Source organism: Lysinibacillus sp. JNUCC-52 (assembly GCF_015999545.1).
In the GTDB taxonomy this organism is placed as follows: Bacteria; Bacillota; Bacilli; order Bacillales_A; family Planococcaceae; genus Lysinibacillus.
Genome location: NZ_CP065546.1, coordinates 2,231,728 through 2,248,124, shown reverse-complemented (window position 1 = coordinate 2,248,124; position 16,397 = coordinate 2,231,728). Strand labels below are relative to the sequence as shown.

Genomic DNA, 16,397 nt, shown 5'->3' with positions numbered 1-16,397 from the left:
CCTATATTAAAAAGCTTCTGATAGCTTGGCAGGTGCATGATCAAGCGGATATTGTTCAACAAAATCAGCACGGATTGATAGGCGTTTCGTGCCATTATCAGCACATGTAATAAGGGTCAAAATAGTTTCGTTAGGGATATCATCAATGACATACACATCTGTAGCAGCGATAATTTTTTTAGTCGTTAATTTGTATTCATAAATATTCGTTAAATCAGTAACGTAAATGGCATCCCCAATGTTGGCTTGATAGAGTGGACTAAATAATATGTCCTTCTCTTCAAAATAATGACCAGCTAAGGCGTAGTTTCCTTGTCCCAATTTTTGATTAGCTTTCATCGTGCCGGCTCCGACCGCAAGAGTGGCATTGCCAACGCCTTTAATAATCGGAAGGTTCATGTCCACATTTGGAATGGCAATACTACCGATGACAGGTAAATGATCAATTTGTGTTTGTGCTTTTAACACTTGCGCTATGGAAAGGGATTGAACGTCGTCAAACTCAAAATCTGCTGTTGCATGATTGTTGTTCTGTAAATCTTCTGCACTATAATCAGTCGTATTTAGTTGTTTACTTAAATGAGCAATCACTGCATGTTGAATAGGATTAATAAAAATAAGTAATAAACCAATGATTAGAATACAAATCAGTAGTATTCGTTTTAGCTTCTTCATAAGAGGAAAGTCAGCTCCCTTTGCGTAAGTAAGAATCGCCGGTAAAACTCCGCAAATCGCCGATAAACTTCTAGCAATCGCCGATAAAACTAAAAAAGGGTAGAGCGGTATGTTGCTCTACCCAGGTTATGATTATTTATCGCTGAAGCGGACGCCTGCAACGCCGTAATGGTTTTTAGACATTTCTTCGATAAAAACTGTGACGTTTTCCACTGGTGCGTTTACTGTGCGTGAAACAGCTTCTGTTACTTCCTTTACTAGTGCGCGTTTCTGTTCTTCTGTACGGCCTTCAATCATTTTTACTGTTACGTATGGCATAATAGTGCCTCCTTTTAGAATTATGTTGTATAGTTAGTTTATAAGAAATAATAAACTTCTTACTTATGCACAAAAGCGCAAGAATATGCTTTACTTTATAATAGCAGAATGGAGGGAATTAAAGTATGGCAAATGAAGAGAAACCGAAACAAAAAATGGGCTTTACAATTATAAAAAATGACCCGACAGATGGCCATAAAGGATATGGAATTGGATCGCTTTCATTAGAAAACGTATCACCTGTCATTATTGATATAGAAGAGGGGAAAGCTTCCGTTGAAGTTGGGGCGATGCATGCACGTAGCGATGTTGAACGAGGCATCAAATTTACGACAGATCGAGCTGATTCAGAGGGGGGAAAACCTTACTGGTTAATATGGGTAACAATTGATCATAAAGCAGACGGTCCTTACTATGCAGGTGTAACAGCATGTGAAATGGTCGTAAATCGTGAAAAACGTCGTGGTTATAAAATTTTAGCTGATCACGTTAATAAGATGGATAAGTCGATGAAACGACAAATTATTGTTGATCATATGGATGAAGCCTCTAAAAAAGTGTTAGCTTCTTTCTTAGCGGAGCTAAATCCCGAACTTTGGGAGCGCAGTGACAATCAATTACGTCAAGACTTATTTGTATAAAAGACCATCAATGATTGAACAATCTGTGACATTTTGCAATCGCTTTCGATATTAGGTTGAAAGTAGATATGAAAAAAAGTACACTTGATTCAGAGCTTACATTTTAGTAAGCTAGGACACTTGGTTCCAAGAATGTGATGAGGGCTATGCGACATTTGACAACCCAAACCCAAGCCAAATGCCCCATGATTCTCATCCTTTCCAGGGCCAAAAAATAAGAAAAGCTTTCTGTTCCCACGGACACGTCTCCGGGGAAGAGAAAGCTTTTCTTTTTTCGCTTTATGTCTATAACTTTGTCGAGAGCTTTTCAATAAAATAAAACGACTATTCGAGAAAAAGGTTGCGCATTATTGTTTATTTTTGAAGAACGGAAGCATATTCCAAAATTCTCCCCACGTATTGCTATCAAGAATATCAAAGTTAGTACATTTTTCCGTTGGTACATCTTTTGTTTCTAAATAAACGAGACGTTGTTTAGGGCAGGCATCTGTAGCAAGCTTTCCTGTTTCAATATCAACGACAACACCTTTAACGCCTTTTGGTTTCGAGAAGTCCTCGTTTTTAGTGCCTTTATTTACGCTTTCCATAAAGTCAATCCATATTTGCTTCGTAGCAGCTGTATCTTCTTTCGTAGATAGGTTTTTACCTTGATCGTAGCCGTTCCATACGCCAGCCGTTAAGCTTGGTGTAAATCCTATAAGCCACTGATCGCTATTAGTTGAGCCAGACTTTGCAGCATAGGTATGCGTCATACGTGAACGAATACTAATTCCTGTAGCAGGAGAGTAATCACTAAATACAGGATCGAAAATGCCAGTCATCATTTCTGTTAGAATATAGGAATTTTCTTTCGAAAGAACCGTTTCTTCTTGTTTTTCAATGTTCTTATTATCGTAAATAACATCTCCATTAGCATTTTTAATGGAAATAATAGTTGTTGGCGCCGTTTTTTGACCTTCTGACGCTAAAATATTATATGCATTTGTCATTTCGTACAGTGTCGTTTCCATTGTTCCAAGAGCAAGCGATAAATTGTCCTTTGTCCCAATTGTTACGCCAAAGCGGTCCGCTATATTATGGAATGCTTTAAATCCGATATCCTCTAATGTTTTAACTGCATATATATTATCGGAAATCGCAATGGCCTGTGCCAACGTCATATCATGGTCGGCAAATTGACCGTTTACGTTTTTAGGAGAGTAAGTTCCACGTCCATTATCATAAGTAAATGTTGTTTGTCCTACATCTAAAAACGTTAAAGGTGTATAGCCATTTTCTAATGCTGCTGCATATAAAACTGGCTTAATCGTTGAACCTGGTTGTCGTTTTGCTTGTGTTACACGGTTAAAAGAACTAGTGGCATAATCCTTCCCACCAACAAGTGCAGTAACGGCGCCTGTTTTAGATTGCATACTCACAAATCCTGTTTGCAAATCATTATTAGGCATATTTTTAGCGACTGCTTCTTCCGCTGCCTTTTGGTGACCAAGGTTAAGTGTTGTTTGAATTGTCCAACCACCTTCGCTTATGTCTAAATTCTTTTCTTTTAAAATCTCACTTGCTTCTTGCCAAGCAACATCTAAGAAATAAGGTGCAACAGATTTGGAAGCGACCCACATATCATTCTTTAAGACAAGCTGCTCTTCCTCAGCACGTGTTTTTTCGTCCTGTGTTATCGCACCTTGATCTGCCATCAGTTTCAAGATGACGTGCTGGCGATTCGTCGCTTTTTCGATATTGGCGATTGGTGAATATATACTTGGACCTTTAGGTACCCCAGCAAGCATCGATGCCTCTGCTAGCGTCAAGTCCTTTGCAGATTTCCCATAATAATACCGACTTGCTGCTTCTATTCCATACATTCCGTGTCCATAGTATACAGTGTTTAAATAACCTTCCAATATTTCATCTTTGTTATAAAAAACTTCTAATCTATAAGCATACAATGCCTCGTTTGCCTTTCGAGTCCATGATTTTTCATGAGATAAATATAAATTACGCGCATATTGCTGGGTGATAGTACTTGCCCCTTGCACTTTACTACCTGCTTTAATATCAACTAATACCGCACCAGCAATACGAGAAAAGTCAAAACCGCTATGTTTGTAAAAGTCCTTATCTTCAACGGCCACTGCTGCTTTTACTAAATAGGGTGATATTTCATCAAGACCAACCCAATAGCGACGTTCATTCGTAAAGTGGTCTCCAATCTGGTTCTCGTTTTCATCTAAGAAAATAGAGGCTTTCGGTACAGTTAATGGCGGTGCACCAGCCACTTGAACATAGACGCGTAGTGCAATAAATGCTACTACTATTGCAGATGCAAAGGCGACAAAAAGTGTAAGCGCTTTGCGTGAACGCTTCACACGCTTTTGCTTACGTTGATAGATTTTTCTTTTCATCCGACTTCACCTCGTTTTCTAACAACTTGAGTTTAGTATGTGTCTGAATATTCTTCTTTAATCGGAATTCTAAGCAAAAACTATTGCACTTTATTCAAAAACATCTATACTTTTTTTGTACTGATATGAAACGCTAGCTTTCGACAAAAACATTACACTTTGTAGATTTTAATTGAAATTTGCTAGACGTGCCAATAATGTATACGAGGATTTAGTGAATGAGGTTTCATTACAAACCTGTAAGTCCTCAACGAGAAACGACTATAAAAACTGAATTTAATACGGAGTTCAGATATTAATGGAGGCTAAATATGAGATTTGATGAAGCTTATTCAGGGAATGTTTTTATAAAAAGTCATCCTACATATGAGGATGCTCAGGCAGTTATTTACGGCATGCCAATGGACTGGACAGTTAGTTATCGTCCAGGGTCACGTTTTGGCCCTCAACGTATTCGTGAAGTATCAATTGGACTAGAAGAGTATAGCCCATATTTAGATCGCGAGTTAGAAGAAGTGAAGTATTTCGATGCGGGGGATATTCCGTTACCATTTGGGAATGCACAACGTTCTTTAGATGAAATTGAAAAATTCATTGTGAAGCTGCTAGAAGACGGGAAAATACCTGTCGGCATGGGCGGGGAGCACTTAGTATCTTGGCCTGTTATGAAGGCTGTTTCTGCAAAATACGATGACTTAGCCATCATTCACTTCGATGCACATACTGATTTACGTGTTGAATATGAAGGCGAGCCATTATCACATTCAACGCCAATTCGTAAAATTGCAGAGCACATCGGGCCGAAAAATGTTTATTCATTTGGGATTCGTTCAGGTATGAAGGAAGAATTTGAGTGGGCGAAAGAAAACGGCATGCACATTTCAAAATTCGAAGTACTAGAGCCACTAAAAGAAGTGCTACCAACATTAGCAGGACGGAATGTTTATGTGACAATTGATATCGATGTACTAGATCCTGCACATGCACCTGGTACAGGTACAGTAGATTGTGGCGGCATTACGTCTAAAGAGTTGTTAGCTTCAATTCATGCAATTGCTGCAAGTGGTGTGAACGTTGTCGGCTTTGACTTAGTCGAAGTGGCACCAATCTATGACACATCAGAAATGACAGCCAACACAGCGAGTAAATTATTACGAGAAATGATTTTAGGCTGGGTGAAATAATAGGGGCTTTGTAAAAGTTTATATAAAGCGATTTTAAGTGGGGTTAGCTATTTGGCTAGCCTCATTTTTTTATGAAAAATTGTTTGAGAATTGTTTGGGTGCCTGACACTTCTAGTAAAAATGTTAATAGTGCAATATTAACATTTGTCAGTATTTTTAATAGAGTTCCACTTTTATAATTAAAAAGATATTTTAAATAGTATTTAATGAAAAAATAGTGAGGGAGATTTTATGTCATTTGAATAATGTGTATGCAATGAGAATAAAGGATTAAACAAGAAGAAAAAGCGATTGAGGAAACAACTAGGTATTTAAATTAAATTATTACCGTAGTGATTTTAGAAAATTTAATAGAAAGGGAGTATGTATGATGAGGAAGAAGATAGCTTCGATTGTTAGTTTATTGTCTTTGATAGTTAGTTTGGGCATAATCTTTATTTTTAGTAATCAAGATGTAGCATTTGCCAATAACAGTTTGGTACCAATTTATGCAACTGAGGACACAACAATAATATACGAAGGTATTGATGCTGGATTTACTTATGAGGATGGGAACCTGGGATATCTTGATGTAGGCTTTCAGGGAACATATGGTACGCCTTTGGAGGTTCAAGTATTGCTTAAGTTTCAGTTGCCACCCATTCCTGCAGGGTATAAGGTTGAAAGTGCAAATCTTTATATTCCTGTAACAGGTGGTACTCTCCAAGCAACAACTAATTTTTCACTAAAAGTTTCTACAAGTACTGATCATAACTGGATTCAAGATACTGGGATAACATCACCACCAACTCCTACTTCTGGATCTACCCAATCAAGAATGCTAGCCAATAATGTCACGATGCTTAAACCTACGCTAGCGCCATTTGATTTTACTAGCTATATATCAGAGGAGTCCACGAAAGCTGATTCTAGAGCAACCTTTATTCTTTCAGGAATGACTGCTCAAGAGGCTGCTCAAAACGGAATACTATTTATGGACCATTATATACAAATGATGGAATCAAATATGCACGGCGGTAGTTGGGGTCCATATTTAATTATTACATACTCCGAAATTGTCGACATTCAGGTAACAGGAGTTCAAGATGGTGGCATATACAGCACGAATGTAACGCCACAGTTTAACATTGGCACAGCAACTTTGAATGGAAGTCCATTTACAAGTGGAACACAGATTACTGCTGAAGGTTCGTATACATTAACAGTTACAGCAGGTAGCCAATCAAAAAACACCCAATTTCAAATTGATAAGACTCCTCCGACAGGGACGGTAATTGTAAATCAAGGTAACCAATATACGAATAGTACAGGTGTATCCGTTTCAATAACGCCAAATGTGGGTGTAAATGATATTACGTTTATCCGTTATTCGGTTAATGGAAATCCATTTACACAAATGCCTTACGTACCAAGCTTTATGCTAGCTATAGGAACTGTTAACGGAGAAAAAATATTGTCCTTTAAGCTTGTTGATGGAGCGGGAAATGAATCACTGGAATATTTAAGAATGATAACACTGGATACAATCGCCCCTATTGTCAACGGTGTAACAAACGGAGCGAGCTACAATGCTAACCAGACAATAACTTTTAATGAAGGTACAGCAACATTGAACGGCGCTTTCTTTACAAGCGGCTCTTCTGTAGACGCGGAAGGCTCGTATGTTCTTGTTGTTACGGATGGCGCTGGCAATACAACATTCATTACATTTTCCATCGATAAGACCGCCCCATTTGTCAGCGGTGTAGCGGAAGGAGGAAGTTACAATTCCTCAAAAACCATTACATTTAACGAAGGTACTGCAACACTTAATGGTATACCGTTTGTGAGTGGGATGGCTGTAGACGCGGAAGGCTCGTATGTTCTTGTTGTTACGGATGGCGCTGGTAATACGATATCCATTACATTTTCCATCGATAAGACCGCGCCATTTGTCAGCGGTGTAGCGGAAGGAGGAAGTTACAATTCCTCAAAAACCATTACATTTAACGAAGGTACTGCAACACTTAATGGTATACCGTTTGTGAGTGGGATGGCTGTAGACGCGGAAGGCTCGTATGTACTTGTTGTTACGGATGGCGCTGGTAATACGACATCCATTACATTTTCCATCGATAAGACCGCGCCATTTGTCAGCGGTGTAGCGGAAGGAGGAAGTTACAATTCCTCAAAAACCATTACATTTAACGAAGGTACTGCAACACTTAATGGTATACCGTTTGTGAGTGGGATGGCTGTGGACGCGGATGGCTCGTATGTGCTCGTTGTTACGGATGACGCTGGTAACTCAATTACCGTAACATTCAGTATCAATAAAACAGCTCCGATTAAATATACAGTAAAATACGACGGAAATGGAGCAACGGGTGGACAAGCACCAGTCAATAGTCAAACTTATGAAAATGGATATAGCGTTACAGTAGCTGTTAATACTGGCAATCTAGTAAGAACTGGATTTACGTTTAATGGTTGGAATACAAAAGCAGATGGCAGTGGTATAAACTATATCGCAAATAACACGTTTACTATTAACGCCTCGAATATTACGTTGTATGCCTTGTGGAAAGTTAATCGTTATACATTATCATTTGAATCAAATGGAGGCAGTGGTGTCACGCCTCAGAATACATCATATAACGGAAAAATAACAGAACCAACTGCACCGACGAAACTAGGTTATACATTTGGTGGATGGTATAAAGAAGTTACGCTTATTAATGCGTGGGATTTTTCAAAAGATACGGTAGTAGGGAATACAACGCTATATGCGAAGTGGATAGAAAATAGTTCATCAGGGGGCAGTGGTGGTGGTTATATTCCCACGCCAGAAACAAAACCAGATCCTAAACCAACACCAGAAATCCCAGTAGAACCAGAAAATCCTATTCAACCTGAAGTGCCAGAAAATCCAACGCCAACTATAACATTCAGTGATATTTCTACAAACTGGGCAAAAGAAATGATTGAGGATATAGCAATGCGTGGAATAATCAATGGCTATACAGACGGAACTTTCCGTCCAAATGATGCAATTCAGCGTCAGCATGTTGCAATTATTATTGCTCGTGCCTTTACGTTAGTGCCAAGTCGCGAAATAACACCATTTAATGATGTTGCAGCAAATCATCCATACTATGAGGGCATTATGAAGTTGCAGCAGGCAGGAATTATAGACGGGTCCAATGGATTCTTCCATCCAAGCGAATCATTAACACGAGCGCAATTGGCAAAAATCATCGTGTTGGCATTTGGATTAACTTCAGAGGGGACAAGTCATTTCAAAGATGTTCATACAACACATTGGGCTCATGATTATATTGCTATTCTCGAAGATTATGGGATTGCGTTAGGGGATAATGGCAGTTTTAGACCGAATGAACCTGTCACACGTGCACAGTTTGTTGCTTTTTTATACAGGGTGCTTCATTTATAACAACCACTCGTTTGGTCGCAAAGAAATTATTCCTTTTAGTAAATTTTGATAAAGCTTAAAGGTGAAAGAGCATCCACAGTTTTCATTGCGGATGCTCTTTTAAGTTACCTAAAAAAAGTGAGTGGAGTTAGCGATGAGCTAGCCTTATTTGTTAGTAAATTTTTTGCGTGCCTGGCACTTGAGGTAATTGTATTTTCCATCCATGCCATTTAACGTATATGTTCGTGTATCTTGTTGTCTTAACGTCAAGTATTGATGTGCACTGAACAAGACTGCTTGAAGAAAGTCTTGTTCAGTGCACATGCCTTTAGACATTTCCCCCATACCACGCTTTGACGAAAAAATGACTAAATGATTTGGCTTTGTCCTAATTTTTTCTATAGTCCATTGGATATTATTCAATGATATCGATGTTTCACCAAAACCATCACGTAAGTAATCGATAATCATCGTTAAAAACCCGGGCCATAGTAAGTCACAATCATCCCAATCAAACAACGACGTAATGGGCACACCGTCTATTTCTACAATAATAGCCCCATGTAAAAAATGACCTTTACTTTTCGTTAAATTTTTTGCAAGGATTTGTAACGCATCGTTGCTTTGAATACTCGTAAATTCCTGTTGAAGCTGTTCCATCGTATGGGAATAAATACTTTTTGTTTCAATGGCAATGAATGTATCAATTTTTATCATTTATATCACCTACAAGCTGTTTAGATAGGATGTAAGATATTTTATAAACTTGGCTTTAATAACTATTGATTTATAATCATTCTCTTGGATAGTCATAATACTTTAAAGCTCAGCAATAGCCTCCAATTCAATTAAGCAGCCGTGGCTTAATTCTTTAATGGGGATAATGGCACGCGCAGGCTTATGAGTACCGAAAAATTGTGCATAGGCTTCATTTACGTCTCCCCATAAATCAGAAGAGGTAATATAAACTCTACACATGACGACAGCCTCTTTAGTAAGTCCACTTGCTTGAAGAACAACCTCCATTTTTTGAAGAGCCATTAACGTTTCAGCGTGAATACCACCCGTTGCAGGTTTGCCAGTAGCTGGATCTACTGAAGTTTGCCCGGATATATACAAATTGCCGTTACTAATCATTCCTGGTGAATAATGCCCGATAGGTTCTTGATTGATAAATACTTGCTTCATAATGTTAGCCTCCTTATAAATGCTGTAATTGATTTAACCCAACATTGCCACCTGAAATAAGGAAGCAAACATCATCGTTTTTCGAAATTGGTAAATGCCCTTGAAGAGCTGCTCCGATTCCAATAGCAGAGGAGGGCTCAGCCAATATTTTGCCTGCTTCTAGCAATGTTTTCATCCCACTTTCTATAGAAGCCTCGTCTACACGAACAATGTCATCGACAATTTTTTGAACAATGGGGAAGTTTCGCTCACCAGGCTGTAAAGTTAAGAGTGCGTCAGCTAAAGATTTTTGCTCTTTTAAAAGTAATCTTTCACCAGACTTTATACTTTCTGAATAACGTGAGACGACAGCTGGTTCTGCCCCAATTATTTTGACATGAGGAGCTAAAGCTTTTATAGCAGTGGCGACCCCACTTATTAGCCCACCCCCACCAATTGGCACAACGATTGCATTTACTTGAGGGAGTTGTTCTAATATTTCTATTGCTACCGTTCCTTGGCCGGCCATAATGTCATAATCATCATAAGGGTGAATGATAGCATAGCCATGTTCTAAACTTAGTGCTTCCGTAATTAAATGCCGTTCTGCAAGTTTACATTGAACAACGTTTGCACCTAGCGCTCGAATACCATCAACTTTTATACTTGGTGCTGTCTCTGGTAAAACAATTGTTGCTGGAATATTTAATAGTTTCGCTGCGAAGGCAACACCTTTACCATGATTGCCAGAGGAGGCTGCAACAACGCCATGCTGTAATTGTTCAAGTGGCATCGACAACAGTTTATTAAGAGCACCGCGTAATTTAAAGGAATTCGTTTTTTGCATATTTTCGGCTTTAATCGAAACGTTGCAATTTAACAAATCGTCAAGTCCGTGTAAGCGCACGACAGGCGTTTGATAAATATAAGGTGCAAGTTTAATTTTGGCGGCTTGGATTTTTTCAACGGTTAACATTAGCGCTCCTCATTTCTATTAATGGGTAGAAAATTCTGATAAATTATAATATAAATGTAGTGTTAGAGTAAACAACTGTCAATGACGATTAGTAAAAGGATAAGAGAATCTGCATAGTTTTCGCAGATTCTCTTGAAAGTAGATCAAATATTAGTTTTCATTGTCGAATTTGATGTTATTAGCATGTAAGACTTGATTACCACCTGATGCTTTTATATCGGCTGTAACTTGTGCGGCGATAATGGAAAGCTCATCAAACTCTATACCGTTATCAGGACTTGAACTAATACCGATCGACACGGTTAATGGCGTAGTTTGCTCTGCATTAATGTTGAAAGAATGAAGTGCAATTTGATGTCGCAGTTTCTCAGCGTGATATAGAGCGATGGCTGGAGGAGCATTTTTTAATATAATATAAAATTCCTCCCCAGCAACTCGGGCGGCAATACCGTTTATAGCTTCTACGTAGTCATTAATAATCGTGGCGAGTTGTTTAATAACCCCATCACCCGCTAAATGTCCATACTTGAAATTAATTTCTTTCATATCATCGACGTCAAAATGTAGCACTGAAAAATTGTCCGTTTCTAAAACCATTCCTTGCGCAAATGAACGAATTGCTAAATTATTTGGAAGCTGTGTTAAATAGTCTTTTTCTTTAAGATGATAAGTTAGCTGTACTTTTTCACTTGTCGCTTGTAAACGTTTAATAACAGCGAAAATCGAAAAAAATGTAAAAAGAGCGTAGGCTATAAATCCAAAAATAATCTTCATCTTTAGAATCGCTGGCAAAGTAACAATTAATACTAGCATTACCGTGATTTCAATCGTCAAGCTATAAAAATAAGCTGTTAATGTGTGAAAAGAAATGGGCTTTTTAGATGCCAGAAGTGCAAGGGCAATAGAAACCACCAGTAAATTAATATTTGATAAACTTGTGATTGAGAGTATGGCTTGTGTAGGGATGATGATTAAGCTTCCTATAGCCATTATTATGCCACTTATAACAATCGACCACGGACCACCGATAAGTCCGCTAAAGAGAAGCGGTACAATATGAATGTTTATAAGTGTTCCGTTCAAATAGTTTAACGAAATGCCACTTAGTATAAGACCTGTCAGACCAAAAGAAATACCCACTAAAATGGGCTTGAAATCTTTAATTAATGATTGTCTTCGAGCCGGATGAGTAAACGGCCAATACGTTAAAATAATTAATGTAAAGGTAATACAAAAGCTGACAAAAATGTGAAGTAACATCTATAATAGTAGTTCCTTTCTCGAAGATCTATAAATAATAGTAAATCTTTTCCCTTTGTCTGCCAATGCTTTAAAACAATACTCACTTCTATCTTGAAAAAAAGTAGACATTTAACCTATAATAAAAAGGTTATAGTAAAAAGAATAAAAGGGAGCGTCCATGATGGTGAACGAAGAAAAATCGCAGGTGAACATTAAGCTCATTTCGACGATTCGTCCGATTGATGGGGAGTCCGAAACCCTTGAAATGTGGTTAGATGGGCAGCTTATAAATAAAGCAGATTCCCTATATTTAAAATATGAAGAGGTGCAGGATGAAAAAACAATCCGCACGACGATGAAGTTAGACAAAGAACGGGCACTTATTATGCGCGCAGGGGCAGTGAAAATGCGCTTACCACTCAATATCTTTGAACAACAAATAGGCCATTATGAAAGTGAATTTGGTTCAATGCCACTCGTGACTCAAACGAAAAACATGTTATTTACTAGACATGAAATGCGCGGAGATTTTCATGTGCAGTATGATTTACTAATGGGTGGACAAAATGTTGGCAATTATACATTAGACATTACATTTACGGAGGTACAATGATGAACGCAGTAGAACAAGTACAACAAGCCATTAAGACGGCGATTGCACAGGCTGTTGAAAAAGCTGGCTTAGTTGAAGCTGGCACAGAGTTAACGATTCACCTTGAAACACCTAAGGATAAAGCAAACGGTGATTATGCAACAAATATTGCAATGCAATTAACAAAATTAGCTAAAAAGCCACCGCGTGCAATTGCTGAGGCAATTTTAGAAAACTTAGAAACTACAGGTACTGATATCGAAAAAATTGAGATCGCAGGTCCTGGCTTTATGAATATTACTGTCCGTAAAGATTTCTTAGCAGGTGTTGTAACAGCAGTCCTTGAGCAAGGTGCAGATTATGGACGCTCAAACGCAGGAGCTGGTGAAAGAGTACAAGTGGAGTTTGTGTCAGCAAATCCAACTGGCGACCTTCATCTAGGTCATGCACGTGGAGCATCTGTAGGGGATTCATTGTGTAATGTTTTAGATATGGCTGGCTATGCAGTATCTCGTGAATACTACATTAACGATGCAGGTAATCAAATTAATAACTTAGCTTACTCTCTAGAAGCACGTTATAAGCAAGCTTTAGGTCTTGATGCAGATATGCCAGAAGATGGCTATCACGGTCAGGATATTATCGATATTGCAGGTAAATTAGCGAGTGAGCATGGGGATTCGATTTTATCAAAATCTGATGAAGAGCGTTTTGCATTTTTCCGTCAACATGGTCTAGCATTAGAATTAGATAAATTGAAAACAGATTTAGCGAACTTCCGCGTTAATTTTGATGTATGGTATTCTGAAACATCATTATATGAAAACGGAAAAATTGAAGTGGCGTTAGATAAATTAAAAGCGAATGGTCATGTTTTTGAGGAAGAGGGCGCTACTTGGTTCCGTTCAACAACATTTGGTGATGATAAAGATCGTGTATTAATAAAAAATGACGGTTCTTTCACGTACCTTACACCAGATATCGCATACCATGAAGATAAAATTGTTCGTGGCTTTGATAAACTAATTAACATCTGGGGCGCTGACCACCATGGTTATATCCCACGTATGAAAGCGGCGATTCAAGCGCTTGGTTATGATCGAGACACACTTGAAGTAGAAGTAATTCAAATGGTTCAGTTATATAAAAACGGCGAGAAATTTAAGATGTCAAAACGTACAGGGAATGCTGTAACGATGCGTGAGCTTGTTGAAGAAGTTGGACTAGACGCTGTGCGTTACTTCTTCGTGAAAACAGCAGGTGATTCGCATATGGACTTTGACCTTGATTTAGCCGTATCCCAATCAAACGAAAACCCAGTCTACTATGCGCAATATGCGCATGCGCGTATTTCTTCAATTTTACGTTCAGCAACTGAACAAGGCTTTGCGGCTTCCACAGCGAACTTAAGCCTGTTAACTGCTGAAAAAGAGATTGATTTATTGAAAAAAGTTGGTGATTTCCCGAAAGTTGTAGCGGATGCAGCAAAACACCGTACACCGCACCGTATCGCTAACTATATTCAAGAAACAGCAGCTGCATTCCATAGCTTCTATAATGCTGAAAAAGTATTAGATGCTTCGAATAAAGAGCTAACAGAAGCGCGTTTAGCACTTATTACAGCTGTACGTACTACTATTGCTAACGCATTACGTCTAATCGGCGTATCTGCACCAGAAAAAATGTAATACACTTTTTATCACCCCGACACAATCATGTGTCGGGGTTTTTTATGTCGGTGGACGTGTTTCGTGCCTGACACTTCAAAAATTCTGAATTGTTTGCGTGCCTGACACTTTTAAGCTTCTTTGAGTACTTAATTTTCTGTTTATTTCTATTTTTCTGTTGAAGTTTACGTTAACGTAAATGATATACTGATGAAAATTGTGAAGGAGGAGCTGGTTTGAAAACGATTCAGGAGGTAGCAAAGCAATTTAATGTGTCTACACGTACTATTCGCTATTACGAGGAGCTTGGGCTTCTATGTCCTCATCGTTCAGCTACGAATCAACGGACCTTCTCAAAAAAAGAAATGGCGAAGCTCAAACTTATTTTTAGGGGAAAGCGTTATGGTTTCTCATTAGAAGAAATCAAGGAAATGGTATTGCTTTTTGATTTTGATCGTTCAGGAATGCAACAACTGGAACGTACTGTGGCATATGGCGACCAAAAAATACAAGAAATTGATAGTAAAATAGCTGAGCTTACACAAATGAAAAATGAATTACTGCAATTACATGGCATGTTTAGTGAAAAATTATTAACTTTAAAGGGAGAGATGCACGATGAATAGTTCAAATTTGTTAGCACGAAATGCCCGAAAGTATGCTGAAAAAGAAGCTGTTGTTTGTCATGGAAGAAGAATGACTTATCGTGATTTAGATGAGCAAGCTACACGCCTCGGACACGCTTTAATAGACCTGGGCATTCGCCAAGATGATAAAGTCATTATTTTTATGCCAAATGTTGTAGAGTTTGTCGTTAGCTATTTTGCAATTCAACGTATTGGTGCAATTGTCGTTCCTGTCAATGCTAAATTTACATTGCAGGAGGTAGAGTATGTTGCACAGCACGCCGAGGCGAAAGCTATTTTAGTGCATGAAGCTATTTTTGCTGCCGTCGAGCACCTTCCTAGTGTGCCTTTAAAAATTAAAACAGGACTTGTGGAGGCAGGGTGGCTTCAATATGAGACATTAATACAACATGCCAGTACACAACCAATTGATTGTCAGCTAAATGAAGACGATGCATCCACAATATTATATACATCTGGCACAACAGGAAAACCGAAGGGTGTCCTTTTTAGTTATCGAAATATTTTAACTGTAGCCCAAATGATTGCAATAGAAATGGAAGTAAAACCTACAAGTCGCATTCTCCTTATGATGCCGTTAACGCATTCCGCACCATTACATTTATTTTTAATGGCAGGCGTCCTTGTTGGCTCCACAATTGTATTAACGCCAACATTCACACCAGATTTATTGCTAGATTCGATTGAACAAGAAAAAACAACACACTTTTTTGGAGCGCCTGTCGCTTATTTATTAACAGCCGAAACGAAGAGATTGCAAACAGCGGATTTATCTTCGATGAAATGGTGGGTTTACGGAGGTGCACCTTTATCACAAAATGAAATTCGCTATATACAAAAAGCCTTCCAAACAGAAAATCTGACATGTGTTTATGGATTAACAGAGGCAGGACCAAGTGGGTCTTTAATGTTTGGAAATGAACATGATTTGAAAGCGGGAAGCATCGGTCAGCGTGCACCACTTGGTACAGAGCTTCGTATTATTAACGACAATGGGGAAGATGTCGGTGTGAATGAAGTAGGCGAGATTGTGTTATTCGGTGAAGGCAATATGATGGGCTATTACAGGGACGAAGTAGCAACAAAGGCAGCGTTTATCGATGGATGGCTGAAAACAGGCGATTTAGCTCGTAAAGATGAAAACGGCTTCGTTTGGATTGTGGATCGCAAAAAAGATGTCATTATTTCGGGCGGTGTCAATATTTATCCGAAGGAGATCGAGGATTTACTTTTAAGCTACGAAGGTATTTTTGAGGTAGCGGTAATCGGTGTCCCTCACCCGCAGTGGGGGGAAACCGTAAAGGCAGTGTATGCTACAAAAGCGGAGATAGATGAAAACGAACTTAAAATATTTTTAGAAGAGCATCTAGCAAAATATAAAATTCCACGATTATTTGAACGAGTGGAAGCGCTACCACGAAATGCATCTGGGAAAATATTAAAACAATCGTTGAAGGAACAAGAGGTGAGATAA

General features: G+C 38.5%; 14 protein-coding genes. 7 read left to right on the top strand and 7 right to left on the bottom strand.

The window, feature by feature from the left end; all coding sequences use genetic code 11:
• Positions 1–6 precede the first annotated feature (6 nt).
• Positions 7–675 carry a class A sortase gene (locus JNUCC52_RS11205; protein WP_337982119.1) on the bottom strand — a complete coding sequence of 223 codons (669 nt, stop codon included), beginning with the start codon at positions 673–675 and terminating at the stop codon, positions 7–9.
• Between the two features lie 132 nt (positions 676–807).
• Entirely contained in the window at positions 808–993 is a 186-nt protein-coding gene (gene thmT / locus JNUCC52_RS11200; RefSeq protein ID WP_024362848.1) for a 2-hydroxymuconate tautomerase, read from the bottom strand.
• Between the two features lie 125 nt (positions 994–1,118).
• Here thmT and JNUCC52_RS11195 point away from each other — a divergent pair, with 125 nt between their 5' ends.
• Entirely contained in the window at positions 1,119–1,634 is a 516-nt protein-coding gene (locus JNUCC52_RS11195) for a YwhD family protein (RefSeq protein ID WP_173478658.1), read from the top strand.
• Between the two features lie 347 nt (positions 1,635–1,981).
• Here JNUCC52_RS11195 and JNUCC52_RS11190 read toward each other — a convergent pair whose 3' ends face one another.
• Positions 1,982–4,036 carry a transglycosylase domain-containing protein gene (locus JNUCC52_RS11190; protein ID WP_173478657.1) on the bottom strand — a complete coding sequence of 685 codons (2,055 nt, stop codon included), beginning with the start codon at positions 4,034–4,036 and terminating at the stop codon, positions 1,982–1,984.
• A gap of 311 nt (positions 4,037–4,347) precedes the next feature.
• Here JNUCC52_RS11190 and speB point away from each other — a divergent pair, with 311 nt between their 5' ends.
• Entirely contained in the window at positions 4,348–5,220 is an 873-nt protein-coding gene (speB, locus tag JNUCC52_RS11185; RefSeq protein WP_069512861.1) for an agmatinase, read from the top strand.
• 367 nt (positions 5,221–5,587) lie between these two features.
• Positions 5,588–8,653 carry an S-layer homology domain-containing protein gene (locus JNUCC52_RS11180; RefSeq protein ID WP_337982118.1) on the top strand — a complete coding sequence of 1,022 codons (3,066 nt, stop codon included), beginning with the start codon at positions 5,588–5,590 and terminating at the stop codon, positions 8,651–8,653.
• A gap of 144 nt (positions 8,654–8,797) precedes the next feature.
• Here the strand turns inward: JNUCC52_RS11180 and JNUCC52_RS11175 are convergent, their stop codons facing one another.
• From JNUCC52_RS11175 to JNUCC52_RS11160, 4 genes are all read right to left on the bottom strand, one after another.
• Positions 8,798–9,349: a hypothetical protein gene (locus tag JNUCC52_RS11175; RefSeq protein WP_337982117.1), complete on the bottom strand. Its 552-nt coding sequence runs from the start codon at positions 9,347–9,349 to the stop codon at positions 8,798–8,800.
• 102 nt (positions 9,350–9,451) lie between these two features.
• Entirely contained in the window at positions 9,452–9,820 is a 369-nt protein-coding gene (locus tag JNUCC52_RS11170; RefSeq protein WP_173478653.1) for a RidA family protein, read from the bottom strand.
• Between the two features lie 13 nt (positions 9,821–9,833).
• A complete protein-coding gene (locus tag JNUCC52_RS11165; RefSeq protein ID WP_337982116.1) occupies positions 9,834–10,775 on the bottom strand; it encodes a threonine ammonia-lyase in 942 nt (313 codons plus the stop codon).
• A 150-nt stretch (positions 10,776–10,925) separates the two neighbouring features.
• Positions 10,926–12,035 carry a GGDEF domain-containing protein gene (locus tag JNUCC52_RS11160; protein WP_337982115.1) on the bottom strand — a complete coding sequence of 370 codons (1,110 nt, stop codon included), beginning with the start codon at positions 12,033–12,035 and terminating at the stop codon, positions 10,926–10,928.
• A gap of 160 nt (positions 12,036–12,195) precedes the next feature.
• Between JNUCC52_RS11160 and JNUCC52_RS11155 the strand changes: the two genes are divergently transcribed.
• The 4 genes from JNUCC52_RS11155 to JNUCC52_RS11140 all read left to right on the top strand — a co-directional run bounded on the left by JNUCC52_RS11155 (position 12,196) and on the right by JNUCC52_RS11140 (position 16,397).
• Positions 12,196–12,630: a YwiB family protein gene (locus tag JNUCC52_RS11155; protein WP_337982114.1), complete on the top strand. Its 435-nt coding sequence runs from the start codon at positions 12,196–12,198 to the stop codon at positions 12,628–12,630.
• The gene (gene argS, locus JNUCC52_RS11150) at positions 12,630–14,297 is read left to right on the top strand and encodes an arginine--tRNA ligase (RefSeq protein WP_173478649.1); all 1,668 of its coding nucleotides are present in this window, start codon (positions 12,630–12,632) and stop codon (positions 14,295–14,297) included. The genes JNUCC52_RS11155 and argS overlap by 1 nt, the downstream gene beginning before the upstream one ends.
• 215 nt (positions 14,298–14,512) lie before the next feature.
• Complete coding sequence (locus JNUCC52_RS11145; protein ID WP_173478648.1) at positions 14,513–14,902, top strand: MerR family transcriptional regulator; 390 nt, start codon at positions 14,513–14,515, stop codon at positions 14,900–14,902.
• The gene (locus JNUCC52_RS11140; protein ID WP_337982113.1) at positions 14,895–16,397 is read left to right on the top strand and encodes a class I adenylate-forming enzyme family protein; all 1,503 of its coding nucleotides are present in this window, start codon (positions 14,895–14,897) and stop codon (positions 16,395–16,397) included. The genes JNUCC52_RS11145 and JNUCC52_RS11140 overlap by 8 nt, the downstream gene beginning before the upstream one ends.

Excerpts from the sequence above, each read along its gene's own strand:
- JNUCC52_RS11205 (WP_337982119.1), bottom strand. The coding sequence starts at position 675 with ATGAAGAAGCTAAAACGAATACTACTGATTTGTATTCTAATCATTGGT.
- thmT (WP_024362848.1), bottom strand. The coding sequence starts at position 993 with ATGCCATACGTAACAGTAAAAATGATTGAAGGCCGTACAGAAGAACAG.
- JNUCC52_RS11195 (WP_173478658.1), top strand. The coding sequence starts at position 1,119 with ATGGCAAATGAAGAGAAACCGAAACAAAAAATGGGCTTTACAATTATA.
- JNUCC52_RS11190 (WP_173478657.1), bottom strand. The coding sequence starts at position 4,036 with ATGAAAAGAAAAATCTATCAACGTAAGCAAAAGCGTGTGAAGCGTTCA.
- speB (WP_069512861.1), top strand. The coding sequence starts at position 4,348 with ATGAGATTTGATGAAGCTTATTCAGGGAATGTTTTTATAAAAAGTCAT.
- JNUCC52_RS11180 (WP_337982118.1), top strand. The coding sequence starts at position 5,588 with ATGATGAGGAAGAAGATAGCTTCGATTGTTAGTTTATTGTCTTTGATA.
- JNUCC52_RS11175 (WP_337982117.1), bottom strand. The coding sequence starts at position 9,349 with ATGATAAAAATTGATACATTCATTGCCATTGAAACAAAAAGTATTTAT.
- JNUCC52_RS11170 (WP_173478653.1), bottom strand. The coding sequence starts at position 9,820 with ATGAAGCAAGTATTTATCAATCAAGAACCTATCGGGCATTATTCACCA.
- JNUCC52_RS11165 (WP_337982116.1), bottom strand. The coding sequence starts at position 10,775 with ATGTTAACCGTTGAAAAAATCCAAGCCGCCAAAATTAAACTTGCACCT.
- JNUCC52_RS11160 (WP_337982115.1), bottom strand. The coding sequence starts at position 12,035 with ATGTTACTTCACATTTTTGTCAGCTTTTGTATTACCTTTACATTAATT.
- JNUCC52_RS11155 (WP_337982114.1), top strand. The coding sequence starts at position 12,196 with ATGATGGTGAACGAAGAAAAATCGCAGGTGAACATTAAGCTCATTTCG.
- argS (WP_173478649.1), top strand. The coding sequence starts at position 12,630 with ATGAACGCAGTAGAACAAGTACAACAAGCCATTAAGACGGCGATTGCA.
- JNUCC52_RS11140 (WP_337982113.1), top strand. The coding sequence starts at position 14,895 with ATGAATAGTTCAAATTTGTTAGCACGAAATGCCCGAAAGTATGCTGAA.